The sequence below is a fragment of the Streptomyces sp. NBC_01176 genome (assembly GCF_045039825.1).
Taxonomy (GTDB): domain Bacteria; phylum Actinomycetota; class Actinomycetes; order Streptomycetales; family Streptomycetaceae; genus Streptomyces.
The window spans coordinates 8,431,354-8,448,837 of sequence record NZ_CP108600.1; the positions used below are offsets into that span (position 1 = coordinate 8,431,354).

Genomic DNA, 17,484 nt, shown 5'->3' on the forward strand with positions numbered 1-17,484 from the left:
CGCGGGGCTCAGTCCTCCTCGTCGTCGCCCTCGAAGAAGTCGCCCACCTCGTCGACGACTTCGGCCGCGACCAGGCCGCCCACCACACCCACCGCGAGTCCCGCCGCACCGGCCGCGATCGCGGTCCCCACGCCGGGACCGGAGTGACGGCCCTCGTGGCCGCCATGGCCCGGCGCGTGCCCGTACGCGCTCCCGGCGGCGTACGGATCGTCGTGGCCGTACGAGGCGTGCGAGCCGTACGAAGCCCGGTGCTCCACCAACTCCCTCATCCAGCCGTCGACTTCGCTGTTCCAGTCGAGCGTGTGCGCGTCCTGATGGCTCACCGTGAAACGGGTGAGGGCGTCATGCCCCGACTCGAACAGGCCGCCGCGCTTGTCGGCCTCCAGCACCACCTCCATGCCGGCGGGGGTGGCGAGGAAGGTCAGCTCGATCTCGTTCACCGCGTGCGCGTACTGCGGCGCAGGGGTCAGCTCGATCTCCTGGTAGAAGGGCAACCGCTGCCCCGTGCCCCCGATGTGGCCGTACTCGAGGTCGGCCGACCGGAAGCCGAAGCCCAACTGGCCCAGCGCCTCCAGAACCGCTTCCTGGACCGGCAGCGGCCGCACGGTGAGCGGATCGAGGTCTCCCTTGTCCCTCGCGCCGGCCACGGCGAGTTCGGTCCGCACCCCGAGCACGATGCCCAGCGGCTGCCCGTACAACTCGCTGACCGGCGTCTCCCACGGCAGCGGCACGCTGAACGGGATGCTGCGCCGCTCCTCCTCGGCGAGGCGGAAACCGCCGCCGACGGTGAACCGCTCGAAGACGACGGCGCCTTCGCTCTCCCCGTCCTCGTGCTCCGCCTCGACCCGGGCGATCAGATCGAGCCCGATGTGCTCGATCTCCACGTCCGTGTCGCCGCCCTCGAGATGGACCTGTCCCGACAGGATTCCGCCGGGCGCCACCGCGCCGCCGTCGAGAACCGTGTCCACCGAGGGGCCGCCTGCGCCCATCGCCCCGAGCAGCCTCTTGAACACCATGCCGCTGTGGCTCCTTCACTGATCGCACTCGTCGTTCCGAACCGGCCCGACGCTCGCGCGCCGGGCCGGTCTCGTCGGAACTGACGGTGTGGGCGAAGAAGTTCCCAGGTCACCCGGTCAAAGGCGGCGCTCACGACCCCTCACGGCCGAAGCAGCGCTCCAGTTCGTCCAGGTCGTAGAACGAGCTGCCCTTCCGCACGGGCTCACAGCCCCGCTTGAACGCGGTCTCCTTCTCGTTGTAGAGCATCCGCACCAGATAGGAGTTCCCCTTGCGGAACACGTCCCACTGGATGTTCGCGGCCATCGGAGCCACCGAACCGCCCCGCCAGGAGTTGTCCGCGTAGGTGTAGGGCCGGCTCTCCGTCACCGGCTGGGTGCTGCCCGGCAGCCGCATCAGCGCGGCGAGCGGGATGATCTCCTCCGCGTGGGTGAAGCGCAGTTCCGCGCCCAGGTCGCTGGTCCCCGCGCGCTTGGCCTCGACCTTCTTGAAGAAGTCGTCGAGCAGGACATCCGCCATCTTGTACGTGATGTCGCTGTCCGCGAAGCCGGGTCCCTTCTCGTAGAAGTCCTCGGTGTCGCTGAGATAGGCGAACCAGGCGGCGTCGCGCGGGGCGAGGTAGCGCTCCAGGTGCCAGTCGCCCTCGTCGCTCATGGCCGGGGCGATGCTGTACAGGTTGTAGACCGCCTGTGCCGCGTCCACTTCGGAGCCGGTCGAGGCGAACTCGCCCGCCGAGATCCGCCGGACGAAGGCCGGGGTGAAGATCTTCTCCAGGATGCCGCGGGCCGCGCGCCGGGTGGCGGGCTGCTCGGTGATGTTCTTGAGCGTGGTCGCCAGCCGCCGGTCGTTGGCTATGTAGTCGCGATAGGCGGCGCCCCCCGCGGACTTGTGGAAATAGAGGAGGTCGGCGTCGGCCCGCGCGGGGCCGATGAGGGGGCCGAGGGCGGGTTCGGCGTCGGCGAGCGCGGAGGCGAAGAGCCGGCCGCTGTCGACGGCGCGGCCCTGACCCGAACTGACGACGTCGATCGGTTCGCCGTCCCGGGCGATCCGCGCGAACAGCCCGGGCAGCCGCCGCTCCATACGGACCGCGGCCCCCTGGATCTCCCGTTGCCCCCGGCCGCTGAGACTGCCGTACCCGACCTTCTCCATCGCGGCGGTCAGTGACCGTACCTGGGGACCGAACGCCGCCCCTGCGCGCGTGAGTTCACCCTCGTCCGCGGCCCTGTCCCACAGCTGGAGGATCAACTCCGCGTCCTCACCGCTCGTCGCCGCGCGGGAGCCGTGCCGGGACACGTTCTCCGTGAACACCGGGACGAACCCCTTCGGCGCCCGCTGATACGAACGGGCGTCCTGCTGCGGGGCGTACGGGGTCTTCGTCCCGTAGGAGCCGGCCGGTCCTGCCGTCGCTCCTGCCGGGAAGGCGGAGGTCAGGAGGGCGGAGAGCGCGAGGACCAGGGCGGGGACGGCCGCGATGCGTTTCATGGGGTGGTCGATTCCTCCGGAGCGGGCTCGGGTGATCGGCCGCATCGTCGCCGGAGGACGTGAACGCCTGGTGACCGGGGAATGGCGGGGCGACGGGTGCCCGGCAGGCACGGCAGCCGAGAGGTGGTCCGGTGCCTGCCGGGCACGTCGCGTCACCCGGCGGACGGCGAACTGGACGACGAACCGGAAGACGAACCCGGCGTCGAGGCCGACGGCGCACCGCCGTGCGGCGGTCGGGTCGTTCCCTCCGGTGTCCGCGGGCGCCCGCGACGGCCGAGGGCGGGCAGCGCGGGCCGGGTGAGGAAGCCCTCCGCGCGGGCCGTGGCGATCCCGATGCGGGGCAGGTCGCTGCTCTTCTCGAACAGCAGGTAGCGGGGCTCCCACACCGGCCGGTACTTGGCGTTGGCCCGGTAGAGGGACTCGAGCTGCCACCAGCGGGAGAGGAAGGTCAGCACGGTGCACCAGAGCCTGAGCACGGGCCCGGCGCCGAGCCGGGAACCCCGGTCGAAGACCGACCGGAACATGGCGAAGTTCAGCGACAGCCGCTGTACCCCGAACTCCTGTGCGCGCAGCAGAAGTTCGATGACCATGAACTCCATCAGCCCGTTCTCGGAGTTCCGGTCACGGCGCATCAGGTCGAGCGACAGCCCTTTCCCTCCCCAGGGCACGAAGCTCAGCACCGCCCGCGGCTCGGCCCGGCTGTCGTGGCATTCCAGCATGACGCAACGGCCGTCGCCCGGGTCGCCGAGCCGTCCCAGCGCCATGGAGAAGCCGCGTTCGGTCTCGCCGTCCCTCCAGTGGTCCGCCTTGTCGATCAGGGTGGCCATCTCGGCCTCGGGAATGTCGGCGTGGCGGCGGATACGGACGGTGTACCCGGCCCGGCGGATCCGCTTGTGCGCCTGGCGCACTCCACGCATCGCACGTCCTTCGAGGGTGAAGTCCGCCCGCTCGACGATGGCTTCGTCGCCGAGTTCGAGCGCGTCGAGGCCGTGCCGGGCGTAGATGGTGCCGGCCTCCTCGCCGGCGCCCATCACGGCCGGTGTCCACGCGTGCCGGCGCGCCTCGCGCAGCCACTCCTCGATCGCGCCGGGCCACGCCTCCGGGTCACCGATCGGGTCTCCCGAGGCCAGGGTCACCCCGCCGACCACACGGTAGGCGATCGCCGCCTTGCCGCTCGGCGACCACATGACGGCCTTGTCGCGGCGCAGTGAGAAGTAGCCCAGCGAATCCCGCTCGCCGTGTTTGGCCAGGAGCACGCGCAGGCGCTTCTCGTCGTCCTCGCCGAGGAGTTCACTGCCGCGCGGGGCGCGGAAGCACGCGTAGAGAACGAGCAGGAAGGTTGCGGCGATCAGAACGTTGATGAGGACGTCCACCCAACGGGGCGCGACGACGGAGTCGAGGCGGTCGGCGAGCGGGCCGACGCTGACCCCGCGCAGCAGGGTGTAGGCGATCCGGTCCCTCAGCGGCGCCCCGGACACCTTGTTGGTGGCGCTCACCAGCAGGATTCCGAGGGTCCCGCTCACGAGGACGCCGCCGGCTCCGACGGCGAGTGCCAGCCGCGGGTTCGAGCGGTCCCCGACGGCCCGGAACTCCGAGCGCCCCAGCAGCAGCGCGAGCACGAACAGTCCGGTGAACAGGGTCGAGAACCAGTTGAAACCGTGGCGTCGGTACGGGGCCTGGGTCAGGGCGAGTACGTACAGCCCGAAGAGCGGCCCCGCCAGCAGCATGTTGAAGATCCACGCGGCCCGCTTGCGGCGCCTCATCACCAGGGCCAGGAACAGTGCCAGGGCCGCCGAGATCAACCCGGCGGTGGCCAGGTACGGGGTGAAGAACTGACCCGCGTTGTGCTCGTGGACCTCCTCGCGGAACGGCAGCGAGACGACCGCCACGAGGTTGAGCAGCGCGAGCAGCCGCAGGTACCAGACGGTGGCCGCGGCGGCCCGCAGCCGCAGTCGTGACCCTGCGCCGCCGGCGGACCCTTCGGCGGGAGCGGTCCGCCGTGATGTCGAGTTCCGCTGTTCGGGGACGAGCGCAGGCTGTTGTGCAGACACGGTGCAGCATCACCTTGGGGAGAGGGAGTGGAAGAAAGCCGTGGGGACGGGCCGGGTGAACCTGTGCGGTTCCTGGGAACCGCAGAGCGGGGAAACCCTACATCCTGTAAGGAAAGGTGAGTTGTGTCCACGGTGAGGACGGGCTTCGGAGATCTCGGCGAACGGCTGCCGGGGGCCTCGTACGGCAAGGGTGCCTGGTCCGCGCGGTGTCACGGGGTAAGGGAGTGGTGAGAATTCAAGGGCGGTCGACGCGCCTCCCACCTGCCGCCTCGGCCCGACCGGGGCGACTACTTCTTCGCGCTGCCCGGTGTGAAGGACCGCTCGGACCGGTTCGGCCGCTCGCTCGCGGGCCGAACCGGCTCAGGCCCGTCGAGGCTCTCGAGCAGGAACGGGATCAAGCCCCGCTCCAGGAGGGCCAGTTGCCAGTCCAGATGGGCCTGTCTCAGCTCGGCGCCGCCGGGCTCACGCTCTTCCGGGGCAAGGCGGCGGCGGGTCGCCAGCGACCAGACCAGATCACCCAGCGCCGCGCCCGCCGTCACGGCGGCCAGGATCACCACGACCATGATCAGGCCGTCGTTCAGGTGCGGGCGTACGTCCAGGGCGCGCAGGTCGAACCCGCTCAGCACGTAGACGCCGGCCGCGACGACACCGAGGCTGGGCAGAAGCAACGCGGACACGGAGACGGAGCTCTCCTCCGTACACACGACGGATTCTGATGGGCCGTCATGTCGGCCCGGGTGCGGGAGGTCGCCGGCGGGGGCCCGCAGTCCGAGGTAGCGGGCGTACTCGGCGGCAGCGGTCCGGGAGAGGGCGGCGCGCGCCTTCAGTGCCTCGCCGCGCAGGCGCTCGCGCGTGTCCGCGGCGTCGGAGCGCTCCATCGCTGCCATGATCTCGGGGGAGTGCAGGGCCCGGTCCAGGACCCGCTCGAAGGTGCCGTCGCCCGGCGCCGTCCGATCCGCGTCACGTTCCTTCACAGGGATCCCCCGAGACGTAAGAGGCTCATGACGAACTCATGATGACGCAAACCCTACAGTATGTAGGGTTTGCGCCCGCCGGGGGCCCATGGACCCCGGACCACGACGTACCCCTTGCCTCGTTTCCGCCGCCGTGTCTGTCACACCACCCGGGCTCACCCGGTCTATTCCGGTGTCGAACAACGGACAGAGGGAATCATGCGCGAGATGGTGATCGTCGGTGGCGGCTACGCGGGCTTCTACACCGCGTGGGGCCTCGAGAAGGCACTGCGTACGGGTGAGGCACGGGTGACGGTCGTCGATCCGCGTCCCTATATGACGTACCAGCCGTTCCTTCCGGAGGTGACGGCCGGCTCGGTGGAGGCGCGGCACGCCGCCGTGTCCTTGCGGCGGCATCTGCGCGGCACCCGGCTGATCGCGGGGAGCGTGACCGGGATAAGCCACGCGGACCGGGCCGTCACCGTCCGGTCCGCCGACGGAACGGACCACGAACTCCGTTACGACACCCTCGTGGTCACCGCCGGCGCCGTGACCCGCACCTTCCCCATACCGGGCCTGGCGCAGCAGGCGATCGGCCTGAAGCACGTCGAGGAGGCCGTCGCGATTCGCGACCGGCTGATGACCGCGTTCGACCAGGCGGCGTCCACGCCGCCCGGGGCCGAGCGGCGGAAACTGCTCACCGTCACGTTCGTGGGGGGCGGCTTCTCCGGGGTCGAGGGCTTCGGCGAGCTGCTGTCGCTGGCGACCGCGATGCTCGCGTCGTATCCGGAACTGAGCTTCGAGGACCTCTCCTTCCACCTGGTCGAGGCCCGGGGGCGCATCCTGCCCGAGGTGGGTGACAAGCCCGGCGCCTGGGTCGTGCGCGACCTGGAACGCCGTGGCGCGCACGTCCATCTGAACACCCAGCTGGTCTCCGCCGAGGACGGGCACGTCGTGCTGTCCAGCGGGGAGGAGTTCGATTCGACGCTGATCGTCTGGACCGCCGGCAACGCCTCGAACCCGGTCGTGCACAACCACACGGATCTGCCGGTCGACGAGCGGGGACTGGTCATCGTCCGCCCCGACCTTCGCGTGGGTACCGCCGACGAGCCCGTGCCGGACGTGTGGGCGGCCGGGGACGACGCGGCCGTTCCGGACCTGGCCTCTCCGGTACCGGGGGCGCACACGGTGCCGAACGCCCAGCACGCCGTGCGGCAGGGCAGGCTCCTCGCGAAGAACATCGCCGCCGACCTGCACGGAGGCAGGATCCGGGACTACCGCCACAGCAGTCTGGGAGTGGTGGCGACACTGGGCCTGGGACGAGGCGTCTTCCAGTACAAGCGCATCGTCGTCAAGGGTCTTACCGCCTGGCTGATGCACCGCGGTTACCACGTTCTGGCCGTCCCCACCTGGGAGCGGAAGGTCCGCGTGCTCGCCGTCTGGCTCACCGCCGCGCTGTTCGGCCGCGATCTCGTCTCCCTGGCCTCCGTCCAGCACCCACGGGACGCGTTCCTCGCGAGCGGCGAGCCGCGACGCTCCGGCGGGGGAGCCGGGTGAGCGACGGGGGACAGGGCCACGCGGGCGGGCCGGAGCATTCGGCCGGTGCCGGTGCCGGTGCCGGTGCCGGTGCCGGTGCCGGGTGGCGGGGAAGCGGTTACCCCTCTGGAGGGCACCTTGGACGCGAGTGAGGAGGCCGCACGCGGCCTGACCGACATCGAGAACTTCCTGTACCGGGAGTCGCATCTGGGAGCGGCCCACCGGCGTGCGGCGGATTTCACCGCACGTGTGCCCGGCCTGACCCGGCAGCAGAGGATCGATATCGAGGAGTGGTATGTCGAGGAGCAGAGACACGTCGCTCGAATGGTGACCGAGCACATCGCCGACAGCATCAGCGTGGTGGAGAAGCAGCACCACGTGCGCTTCGGGCGATGGCTCCGGGGAACGCTGGCCGCGATGGCTCTCATCACCGCGGTGATGGTCGTGGTCAGCGTCGCGTTGGTCGTCGGAGCGTCGGCCTGAGACCCGGCGGGACAGCAGGTGATCAGAGCCGGCCGTCACTCCGCGGCGACGGACGCTCCGGTGCGCCGCGGGAGCTGGGCGGGCGGTTCCAGAGGCGGAGTTTGTCGGGGTTGAGGACGATCGAGATCCGCGTGATGCGCTGGTCGGTGACGGCGAGGCTGATGACGGCGGCGACCTGGTGGTCGTAGCGGGCCACGAGACCGGTGCGGCCGTTGACCGAGTGGGCGGTCAGTGTGGTGCGCGGACGGAGCGCCAGGAGCGTCAACAGGCTGGCCGCGACCTGCCGGCAGCCGTGCACGGGGCTGGCCAGGGCCCGGACCTTGCCGCCGCCGTCGAAGAGCGCCGTGGCGTCCGGGGCGAGGAGGGAGGCGAGCAGTTCGCCGTCCTGAGCCGCACAGGCCTCGCGGACGGCTCGGGCGAGGACATCGTGCTGGTACGCCGTGACGGGCTGCGGGCGGGCCACGCGAACGCCGTGCCGTGCCCGGTCGACGAGTAGCGTGGCGGTGGAGCGTTCGGCAGTCCGGAGCCGGTCCGCCGATCCCGCGGTGCCGTCGGTGTCGTCGACCCGGCCGGGACCGGTGAGGCGGCCGAGACAGATACCGCCCGCGGTCTTCGCCAGCCAGGACCGGGGCACCTCGATACGGCCACGCGTCGCGTCCGGCAGCCCGTACCACCGGCGGTACGTCTCGTCGACCACGCCCTCCGCCGCACCGGTGCTGCCCAGCATCCAGCAGGCCACGTCCAGCAGATACCGACGCTCGTCCAGCAACTCCGCGAGCGGCACCGCAGCGACACGATCCATACGGCATTCTCCCTCACGGACGGCCGTGTCACACGGCCGCACAGAATTACTCCTCGCGGTTCCGGAGGCCTTGAGCGGTATTCCCGGCCCGATGGTTGGGGGCCGGCACGTACACGCCTGTGCCCGGACGGTGATTTCGGTGGCCGGCAGCGGAGTCCTGGTGAATGACACGCCATTTCTCATTTCTCGGCTCAACCATGTGACCGGGCAGGCACGGATCTTGTGACACGAGCCTCTGTGTGTCACATGCACGCTTCCTGCCCGGTCATACGGGTGGGAGCGGGCGGGTGTCCGCCGATCCCGGAAGCGCGGTGACGAGACCCGATCTCGCGCCAGGTCGCGCCACCTTCCCCGGCCCTCCTCGCAGAGGTTCTCGGCTGCCCGAGAGACGGGGAGACGCGCCGGGCCGAACGCGATTCCCCTGAACGATCTGTGAACGGTGGTAGAGGCATGAGCGACGGGAGCCGGGATCAGCCCGTGCGGCGAGATCCCGCAGGAGAAAGGATCGCCGACTGGGTCTCCGGGCGCCTGGGTGTGCACGGTCGGCTCAAGGAGAGGGCGCGGAGAGCGTTCCCGGACCACTGGTCGTTCCTGCTCGGCGAGATATGCCTCTACAGCTTTCTCGTCATCGTCGTCACAGGCGTGTATCTCACGCTGTACTTCCATCCGTCGATGAAGGAAGTGACGTATCAGGGCAGTTACGCCCCGTTGCGCGGGCAGACGGTGTCGGAGGCGTTCGACTCGACCCTGCGCATCTCCTTCGACGTGCGCGGTGGCCTGCTCATCCGGCAGGTCCACCACTGGGCGGCGCTGGTCTTCGTCGCCGCGATGCTGGTCCACATGATGCGCGTGTTCTTCACCGGAGCGTTCCGAAAGCCCCGTGAGCTCAACTGGGTTCTCGGTTTCCTGCTGTTGGTCCTGGGAATGTTCGCGGGCCTGACCGGGTACGACCTTCCGGACGACCTGCTGTCCGGGACGGGGCTCGCGGTCGTGAACGGAACCATCCTCTCCCTACCGATCGTCGGAACCTATCTCTCGATGTTCCTTTTCGGGGGCGAGTTCCCGGGCGACGACCTGGTAGCGCGTTTCAACACCCTTCACGTGCTGATCATCCCTGCCCTCATGGTGGGGCTGGTCGTCGCGCATGTGGTTCTGGCCCTCCGCCACAGGCACACCCAGTATCCGGGTGCGGGGCGCAACAACCGGAACGTCGTGGGTCTTCCGCTCAAGGCGCGTGCCGTGAAGTCCGCGGGATTCTTCCTCCTGGTCGCCGGCGGCATCCTCCTCGTCGCCGCGTCCGCGCAGATCAACCCCGTCTGGCAGTACGGACCCCATCGCGCCGACCAGGTCTCGGCGGGGTCCCAACCCGACTGGTACATGGGCGTGGCGGACGGACTGCTGCGCGTCATGCCGGGCTGGGAAGTCGACTTGTGGGGTCACACACTGGCTCTCGACAACCTGATCCCCCTGTTGGTGGGAGCCGGACTCTTCCTCGCCATGGGCGCGTACCCGTTCCTCGAGGCATGGGTGACGGGCGACGATCGTGACCAGCACGTCCTCGACAGACCACGCAACCGGCCGGTGCGAGCGGGCCTCGGTGTGGCATGGATCAGTTTCTATCTGGTGGCCCTCGTCGGAGCCGCGAACGACATCATCGCCGTTCGCCTGCACGTCGGGGTCGAATCAGTGACGTGGGCGGTGCGCGTCGCCCTGTTCGTCGTGCCGCCCGCCGCCTACGCCGTAGCGCGTCGCTGGGCGCTGGGTCTCCAGCGCGCGGACCGCGACGAGGTCCTGCACGGACGCGAGACCGGCACGATCAGGCGTCTGCCGCACGGTGAGTTCGTCGAGGTGCACGAGCCGCTCAGCCAAGAGCGACTGCACGTTCTCACCCAGCACGAGCAGTACCGGCCGATCGGTCCCGGCGGCACGGGCGACGGGGGAGAGCCGACTGCCGGATCGCGCCCCGCCCAGCGACTGCGTGCACGGCTCAGCCGGCGTTTCTACGGCGAAGGCGCGCAGATCACCAAGCCGACGGCGCGCGAGTACAAGGCGCTCACCGGTGATCACAGAGGCTGATGCGGCTGTGTCCGCACGGCGGAGATGTCGAGGATCAGCCGCACCCTGTCGCTGATCAGGAGTCCACCTGGTCCCGGAGCCGGATCGCCGTCGGGGCCAGGGGCGGGGCGCCGCGGGGTGACCGTACCCTCGCAGCCGACTCGGTCGCGTCCGTACGCGTCCCGGCTCGCCGCACGGAACGCGAGGTCGAGGCGGACGGGGAGCTCGCCGTCCTTGATCCGGAGGTACCCCGCCAGACGGAGCCGGTCGTCCCCGGCGTCGAGGACTCCGGTGGAACGGAAGCTCATGAGGGGAAACGTGGCGGAGTCCAGGAACTCCGGTCCGGTGACGTGCGCGTCGCGCTCCCGGGAGCCCGTGTCCACACTGCCCGTCTGGACACTGAGGTAGGCCTCGGAGCGGGTGGGACGGGCTCCGTCGAGCTTGAGGAGCCCCTCGAACGCGGTGAACTGCCCGCGTACGTCGGTGATCATGGCACGTCGGGCGGAGAAGCCGATCGCACTGCGGACCGGGTCGATGAGGTAGACGCCGGTCGACTCCTCATGGGGAGCGGGATGGGAAACGGTGGCTTCCTTGGGGTGGAACATGTCGTGCCGATTCTTCCGCGCGGGGATCTCGTAGGGGGGCGATTCGGAAAAGGAGGGCCCGCACACGGCCCTTGTCTGCGTGGGGCGAGGCTGCCGCCGCAATGGCGGGGCCCCTGCCGCGTCGACAGGGGCCCGCGGGAATCACCGCTGACGGGACCGGCCGTACCGCACGGTACGGCCTGCCGTCATTCGGCAAGCTTTCCCTCGGTCGAGACCTCCTCCATCAGAGAGGAGATCTCCTCGGGGATGGCCGGAATGCTCTCGTGGGTGATGCCGGTCGTCGGCGACCACACGAGATTGACCTGCAGAGCGGGATCGAGGTCGGGATAGTCACTGCGGTTGTGACAACCACGTGTCTCACGACGCTCCAGTGCCGCCTCGAGGGTGGCACGGGCCGCCAGGGCGGCGGACATGAGGTCGAAGGCGTGCGCGAGGTCCTGATAGCCGGCGATGTCCGGGTGCACGCCGACCTTCTCCATCCTCTCCTCGATCGCCGTGAGCTCCGCCAGCCCGGCCCGCAGGCCTTCTTCGTCGCGTACGACTCCCGCGTGCTCGGTCATGGTGTTGCGGACGGCGCGCTGCAGGGCGCGGACGTTCTCCGGCCCGTCGGCGGCGAGGAGGTCGTCGATCTCCGCGCGGGCGTGCGCGGTGGCCGACGCCGACCGCGTGTGCGCGGTGAGCGAGCGTGAGTAGGCGGCGGCCGCCTGGCCCGTGATGCGGCCGAAGACCAGCAGTTCGATGAGGCTGTTGCCGCCCAGGCGGTTGGCGCCGTGCAGCCCGCTCGACGCCTCGCCGATGGCGTACAGGCCGCGGACGTCGGTGCTGTGGTCCTCGGGGCGCACCCACACCCCGCCCATCGAGTAGTGCGCCGTGGGCGCGATCTCGATGGGCTCACGGGTGATGTCCAGCATCTGCAGATCCAGCAGGGTCTGGTAGACACGGGGAAGCCGCGTCATGATCGTCTGCCGGGGCAGATGGGAGACGTCGAGCCACACCCCTCCGTTGGGCGTCCCCCGCCCTTCCTTGATCTCCGTGTAGGAGGCCAGGGCGACACGGTCACGGGTGGACAGCTCCATACGGGCGGGGTCGTAGCGGGACATGAACCGCTCTCCGAGCGCGTTGCGCAGTATTCCGCCCTCGCCCCGAGCGGCCTCGCTGACCAGGGTGCCGGCCGCGTTCTCCGGCTCGATGATCCCGGACGGATGGAACTGCACCAGCTCGGGGTCGCGCAGACGCGCCCCTGCCTCCACCGCCAGACGGAAGGAGTCGCCCGTGTTCTCGTCGCGCCGTGACGACGTACGACGCCAGATGCGGGTGTGACCACCCGCGGCGAGGATGACGGCGTCGGCGTGGATCAGGTAGCGCGTTCCGTCGGTGAGATCGAAGCCGTAGGCACCGAAGACGGCACCGTCGTGGACCAGGAGCCGGGTGATGTACACGCCGTCGAGTACGGGGATGCCGAGCTGGTCGGCGCGTCTGATGAGGGTGCGCTGGATCTCCAGACCGGTGTAGTCGCCCGCGAAGGCGGTCCGCCGGAACTTGTGGGCGCCGAAGAAGCGTTGGCTGATCCGGCCGTCCTCTTCCCTGGCGAAGGCCATGCCATAGCGTTCCAGATCGTCGATTCCTCGGGCGGCGCCCTGGGTGACGATCCGGGTCGTCCGAGGGTCGGCGAGAAGATAACTCTCCTTGAGGGTGTCCGCCGCGTGCTGCTGCCAGCTGTCCTCGGGATCCATCGTGGACAGCGCCGCGTTGATCCCCCCGGCGGCGAGTGCCGTGTGGGCGTCCTCCTTGGGACGCTTGCCGACCGCGAGCACGTCGACGCCGGCCTCGGCCAGTTCGATGGCCGCTCGCAGTCCGGCTCCTCCGGTGCCGATCACCAGCACCATGGTGGAGAGACGTCGTTCGGTGATGACCACGGTTTTTGCTCCGATCGCCTGGGTTGTCATCACTACGACCAGGCCGTCCCGGAGTTTGTGACACCTCCTTTCGCTCAGCCCTCAGGACGAGAGCGTGAGGGTCGTCGGCGTCCCCCGCCGGACCATCTTCGCGTAGGGGCACAGCGAATCGGCCTTCGCCAGCAGCGGAGCCGCCGTCTCGGGGTCGACGCCGGGCCACCGCACCACGAGGTCGACGCGCAGCAGGTAACCGATGTCCCCCGGGTCCCGCCCGAGCGCGACGGTCACCTCCACGGAGATCGCGGCGGGGTCGAACGCCGCATGGCGTGCCACCAGGCTGAGCGTGCCGTGGAAGCAGGCGGCGAAGCCTGCGGCGAACAACTGCTCGGGGTTCGTTCCCCGGCCGTCTCCTCCCAGCTCGGCGGGCATGCCGAGGTCGAGATCCAGGACCCCGTCGGCCGAGCGGGCCCTTCCCGAGGCCCGCCCGTGACGGGCTGTTCCTCCACTCACGGTCACCGTCGTGGTGTAGAGGGGGGCGAAGGACTCCGCGTCGAAGTCCTGGGCGGTGGACGGCGGGGGCAACCGGAACCCGTCGGTCACCGCATGACTCCGTCGGCCCCGCCGTACGCCGCCGGCCGCGGAGTCGGCACCGTCGCGGGAGTACGGGGGTACGGCGGGGTCACTTCATGCCGACAGCCCATGCGAGGGGGTCGGCCCCGGCCGGAGCCCAGCGAGCCGGATGCGCCAACTGCCATGTGTCCCGCGCCTTTGTGTCATGGGCAAGCCCCGGGTCTCGGACAGCTGGTTGACCGACGGGCCACCCCGCTTGTGACAGCTGTGGGGAGGCTTGTGACAGAACGTCTTCAGGCACTCAACGAAGCCACGTAGGGGTTCAGTTTCTCGGGGTTCATGACCCACATGATGCGTTCGATGCCGTGTTCCGACACGTCCACGGAGAGGAGAACCTTCGGGTTGCCGTGGGAGGAGACGAGGACGGCCGGGCCGCCGTTGCTCTCGACCCAGCGGATGTCCGTCCCGGGCCAGAACCGCGGGGCGAAGGCGACGAGGTACTTGCTGACGTGCGGGCGGCCGACGACGGGGATCCGGGAGGCCCCGCGGATGCCTCCGCCGTCGGTGTAGCTGACCACGTCGGCGCTGAGTACGTCCTCGAGCGCGGACAGGCTGCCGGTCTGTGCGGCGACGAGGAAGACCTCCAGGAGTCTGCGGTGGGCGTCGGGGCTGACGGGTTCCTTGCGTTCCGCGGAGAGGTGTTTGCGGGCGCGGCTGACCAGTTGACGTGTGTTGGCCTCGCTGGTCTCGAGGATGTCGGCGATCTGTCCGTACGGGTAGTCGAAGGCTTCGCGCAGGACGTAGGCGGCCCGTTCCACCGGGTTCAGTTTCTCCAGGAGGAAGAGGACGGCCAGGTCGAGTGCCTCGGCCCGTTCCGCGCCGAGCTGGGGGTCGAGGCTGGTGTCGACCGGTTCCGGGAGCCAGGGCCCGATGTACGTCTCACGCCGTACCCGGGCGGACTGCGCGAGGTTGATGGCCAGGCGGGCGGTGACGGTGGCCAGGAACGCCGCCGGCTCGCGGATGTCGGTGCGGTCGGTGCTCTGCCACCGCAGCCATGCCTCCTGCACGATGTCCTCGGCCTCCACGGCGCTGCCGAGCACGCGGTACGCGATGCCGAAGAGCTGGGGACGGGCCGCGACGAAATCCCTCGTCGCCCGGTCGAGGGAGTCTGCGTCATCCCCGGCTGACATGGATCTCCTTCAGGTTCGGGTCACCCATTTTACCGGCCGGCATCGCAGGGCGCGTGGTGGAGCCACGCGGCCTGACCTGCCGGGTACGCCCCGTGTTGTGCTCCCTGTCGGACCCGTGCACGCTTGATCAGCGACGGTCACCGTCACCGCGGACCAGCACGGAGGGAGTCGCAGTGTCGAACAACGACTCGTCGGGCGAGACGCCGGACAGGCCGCGTTCCGAGGCGTGGAAGACGGCGGTGACGGTCCTGCAGGACGTCGAACCGCCCCACATCCCCGAGGGTGCCTCGGGGATGACGATCCTCGTCCAGTGGCCACCCGGTGACCCCGGCACCCCTCCGCACCGCCACTCGGGACCGGCCTTCGGCTACGTGGTCGAGGGCGAGGTGCGTTTCGAGCTCGAAGGCGAACCGGAACGGGTCGTCAAGGCCGGCGAGACGTTCTGGGAGCCGGGCGGAGACGTCATCCACTACCAGGACGGAAACGCCCGTACGGACGCGCCGTGCCGGTTCGTCGTGACCATGCTCTGCGCGCCGGGCACGCCGATGCTCACGCTGGTCGACGAGGAGGAACTGGCGCTGCGGGCTCACCTGCGTGCTCCGCGCCCCGGGGGCTGATCCGCGGCGGGGCGGCGAGGGCCGGGGGAGTGCTCTTACGGTTGTTCCACGAAGTACGAGTCGTGCTTGACGAGGAACTCGGCGCGCTCCTCGTCCGTGGCGTCCGCCAGCTGCGAGAGCTTTTCGAAGTACTCCTCGCGCGGTGCTCCGGGGGTGAAGAGCAGGAGCATGTCGGCCGGTGAGTCGGAGTCGTTGCGGAACGCGTGCAGTCCGCCCTGCGGCACATGGAGGAAGTCGCCCTGCCGGGCGTCGGTCCACTGCGCGCCGTCGAAGAGCCGAACCGTGCCGTTGAGGATGAAGAAGGACTCCGAGATGGTCTTGTGGAAGTGGGTCCTGGGCCCACCCGCGTGCGGGCGCATCTCGACTCGGTACAGCCCGAATTCGCCGTGCGTGGTGGTCGTGGTCGCCAGGTAGTGGATGGCGTCACCGCCGGCCGTGCCGACGTTCGGTGGAGTCGTCGCCGGCCGGAAGTCCGCGTTGATCTCGCCGTCATCTCCCACGTACACCTGCTTCGGGTACGACATGCCGACCATCCCTTTCCCACGTTGGTTGCGCTAGGTCCCACAGGAGAGACCGGACACCACCGGTGTGTGTGACACGTCCCCGACCCCGGATCAGGACCTGGCGCCGCGGGTCAGGTGAGCCGTGGGCGTCCGGGCGGCGGTTGCGGCAGGGGGCCGGCGTCGGTGGCACGCAGGCCGTCGAGAGCGAGTTCGAGGTAGCGGCGCCACGCCTGTGGCTGCGTGGCCAGCAGGGGCGCCGCGGTCTGGTGGATGCCGCCGAGGAGCAGCACGACGTCCGTTCCCGTGACGTCGCTGCGGACGGCGCCCTGCTCGCGGGCCCGAGCGGTGAGCGCCTCGGCCGCCTCGCAGAGGTCGCCGATCGTGTCCCGCACCCCGGAATGCTGGAGCGAAGGGCGTCCGATCACCTCGCAGAACGCGCGGTCGGCGGCGAGCAGTTCGACCCCGTCGGTCATGAACTCCCGGAGCGCCGCTGCCGCGTCGTCGGCTGTCAGCAGCCGCTTCGCCGCGCGGATGAGCTGGTCGAGCATCTGGAGCGTGATCGCCGCGAGCAGCTCCTCCTTGGAGGCGAAGTGCCGGAACACGGTGCCCTTGGCGAGGCCCGCGCGTTGGGCGATCTCGCCGATCGACACCTCGACCCCGCGCTCCGCGAACGCGGCCGTCGCGGCCTCCAGCAGCAGGCGTCGATTGCGCACCATGTCCGCCCGCTGGCCGGTGGCGGCCGTCGTCCCGGTCATGTGTGCCTCCTCACGGTGAGAAGACTACCACCAACATGACCGCAGGGTCATTTTAGCTGCTACGGTTTCAAACATGACCCGACGGTCACCTTCTGGGCCGTCTGTTCCCGGCCGGCCTGAGGGCCCCCGGCGGGTCCGGTACTTCGAACCACGAACTTCTTGGAGAACCCTGTGAGCAACACCCTGGAAGGCAGAGTCGTCCTCGTCACCGGTGCGTCCTCGGGCATCGGACGGGCCATCGCGATCGCCCTGTCGAAGGCAGGAGCCCGGGTCGCGGCCGGCGCCCGGCGGGCCGACCGGGTGCGGTCCCTCGCGGCGGACGCCCCCGGCGAGATGCTGGCCCTCGAACTGGACGTCACCGACCCGCAGTCGGTGCGTGACGCGGTCGAGGCGACCGTCGAGCGCTTCGGAGCCCTCGACGTGCTGGTGAACAACGCGGGCGTGATGCTCAGCGGGCAGATCCTGGGCGCGGACACCACGGAGTGGACGCGCATGGTCGAGACCAACCTGCTCGGATCGATGTACGCGGTCCACTCCGCCCTGCCGCACCTGCTCCGCAGCAAGGGGGCCGTGGTGCAGATCTCCTCGACCTCGGGGCGGGCGTCATCGGCCGCGAGCGGGGTGTACTCGGCCACCAAGTTCGGCATCACCGCCTTCTCCGAGGCATTGCGCCAGGAGGTCACCGAGCAGGGCGTGCGGGTCGTCGTCGTGGAGCCCGGTTTCGTGGCCACCGAGCTGGCCACCCACATCACCGACCCGGCCATACGGACCATGGCGAAGAACATGGCCGAGTCCATGCGGACGCTCCAGGCGGAGGACATCGCCGGCGCCGTTCTGTACGCGCTTTCCCAGCCGGAGCACGTCGCCGTCAACGAGATCCTGATCCGGCCCACCGACCAGACCCGCTGAGTCCGGTCACCCTCCCGCACCTCGGACCGGGCGTCGGACCGCACAGCTCGTCCGGTGGTCCGGT

The 17,484-nt window shown here is 70.0% G+C and carries 16 protein-coding genes; 5 read left to right on the plus strand and 11 right to left on the minus strand.

Annotated elements, in window-relative coordinates; genetic code table 11:
* Positions 1-8: 8 nt before the first annotated feature.
* From OG199_RS36720 to OG199_RS36735, 4 genes are all read right to left on the minus strand, one after another.
* Positions 9-1,016: a sporulation protein gene (locus OG199_RS36720; RefSeq protein ID WP_405833123.1), complete on the minus strand. Its 1,008-nt coding sequence runs from the start codon at positions 1,014-1,016 to the stop codon at positions 9-11.
* 130 nt (positions 1,017-1,146) lie between these two features.
* Positions 1,147-2,496, minus strand: coding sequence for a histidine-type phosphatase (locus OG199_RS36725; RefSeq protein WP_405833125.1), 1,350 nt, complete (start codon positions 2,494-2,496; stop codon positions 1,147-1,149).
* Positions 2,497-2,648: 152 nt separating this feature from the next.
* On the minus strand, positions 2,649-4,547 hold the full coding sequence (locus OG199_RS36730; RefSeq protein ID WP_356802858.1) for a phosphatidylglycerol lysyltransferase domain-containing protein: 1,899 nt from the start codon (positions 4,545-4,547) through the stop codon (positions 2,649-2,651).
* A 287-nt stretch (positions 4,548-4,834) separates the two neighbouring features.
* Entirely contained in the window at positions 4,835-5,521 is a 687-nt protein-coding gene (locus OG199_RS36735; protein ID WP_356802856.1) for a hypothetical protein, read from the minus strand.
* A gap of 198 nt (positions 5,522-5,719) precedes the next feature.
* Here OG199_RS36735 and OG199_RS36740 point away from each other — a divergent pair, with 198 nt between their 5' ends.
* Both OG199_RS36740 and OG199_RS36745 read left to right on the plus strand, forming a co-directional pair.
* A complete protein-coding gene (locus OG199_RS36740; RefSeq protein WP_356802854.1) occupies positions 5,720-7,057 on the plus strand; it encodes an NAD(P)/FAD-dependent oxidoreductase in 1,338 nt (445 codons plus the stop codon).
* Positions 7,058-7,102: 45 nt separating this feature from the next.
* Entirely contained in the window at positions 7,103-7,519 is a 417-nt protein-coding gene (locus tag OG199_RS36745) for a hypothetical protein (protein ID WP_405833127.1), read from the plus strand.
* Between the two features lie 22 nt (positions 7,520-7,541).
* Here OG199_RS36745 and OG199_RS36750 read toward each other — a convergent pair whose 3' ends face one another.
* Positions 7,542-8,321: an RNA polymerase subunit sigma gene (locus OG199_RS36750; protein WP_405833129.1), complete on the minus strand. Its 780-nt coding sequence runs from the start codon at positions 8,319-8,321 to the stop codon at positions 7,542-7,544.
* Between the two features lie 450 nt (positions 8,322-8,771).
* Between OG199_RS36750 and OG199_RS36755 the strand changes: the two genes are divergently transcribed.
* Positions 8,772-10,397 (plus strand): cytochrome bc complex cytochrome b subunit, encoded by a 1,626-nt coding sequence (locus tag OG199_RS36755; RefSeq protein ID WP_356802848.1) that lies wholly within the window; start codon positions 8,772-8,774, stop codon positions 10,395-10,397.
* Here OG199_RS36755 and OG199_RS36760 read toward each other — a convergent pair.
* The 4 genes from OG199_RS36760 to OG199_RS36775 all read right to left on the minus strand — a co-directional run bounded on the left by OG199_RS36760 (position 10,385) and on the right by OG199_RS36775 (position 14,636).
* The gene (locus OG199_RS36760; protein ID WP_356802846.1) at positions 10,385-10,981 is read right to left on the minus strand and encodes a YceI family protein; all 597 of its coding nucleotides are present in this window, start codon (positions 10,979-10,981) and stop codon (positions 10,385-10,387) included. The genes OG199_RS36755 and OG199_RS36760 overlap by 13 nt on opposite strands.
* 185 nt (positions 10,982-11,166) lie before the next feature.
* Positions 11,167-12,867, minus strand: coding sequence for an L-aspartate oxidase (locus tag OG199_RS36765; protein WP_401806457.1), 1,701 nt, complete (start codon positions 12,865-12,867; stop codon positions 11,167-11,169).
* 111 nt (positions 12,868-12,978) lie between these two features.
* The gene (locus OG199_RS36770) at positions 12,979-13,476 is read right to left on the minus strand and encodes an Ohr family peroxiredoxin (protein ID WP_405833132.1); all 498 of its coding nucleotides are present in this window, start codon (positions 13,474-13,476) and stop codon (positions 12,979-12,981) included.
* A 263-nt stretch (positions 13,477-13,739) separates the two neighbouring features.
* Positions 13,740-14,636: an RNA polymerase sigma-70 factor gene (locus OG199_RS36775; protein WP_405833134.1), complete on the minus strand. Its 897-nt coding sequence runs from the start codon at positions 14,634-14,636 to the stop codon at positions 13,740-13,742.
* Between the two features lie 173 nt (positions 14,637-14,809).
* Here OG199_RS36775 and OG199_RS36780 point away from each other — a divergent pair, with 173 nt between their 5' ends.
* A complete protein-coding gene (locus tag OG199_RS36780) occupies positions 14,810-15,253 on the plus strand; it encodes a cupin domain-containing protein (protein ID WP_356804923.1) in 444 nt (147 codons plus the stop codon).
* Between the two features lie 35 nt (positions 15,254-15,288).
* Here OG199_RS36780 and OG199_RS36785 read toward each other — a convergent pair whose 3' ends face one another.
* Both OG199_RS36785 and OG199_RS36790 read right to left on the minus strand, forming a co-directional pair.
* The gene (locus OG199_RS36785) at positions 15,289-15,777 is read right to left on the minus strand and encodes a cupin domain-containing protein (protein ID WP_405833136.1); all 489 of its coding nucleotides are present in this window, start codon (positions 15,775-15,777) and stop codon (positions 15,289-15,291) included.
* A gap of 110 nt (positions 15,778-15,887) precedes the next feature.
* Positions 15,888-16,511 carry a TetR/AcrR family transcriptional regulator gene (locus OG199_RS36790; RefSeq protein WP_405833138.1) on the minus strand — a complete coding sequence of 208 codons (624 nt, stop codon included), beginning with the start codon at positions 16,509-16,511 and terminating at the stop codon, positions 15,888-15,890.
* A 171-nt stretch (positions 16,512-16,682) separates the two neighbouring features.
* Here OG199_RS36790 and OG199_RS36795 point away from each other — a divergent pair, with 171 nt between their 5' ends.
* Positions 16,683-17,420, plus strand: a complete 738-nt coding sequence (locus tag OG199_RS36795; protein ID WP_356804929.1) for an SDR family NAD(P)-dependent oxidoreductase — start codon at positions 16,683-16,685, stop codon at positions 17,418-17,420.
* Positions 17,421-17,484: the final 64 nt, after the last annotated feature.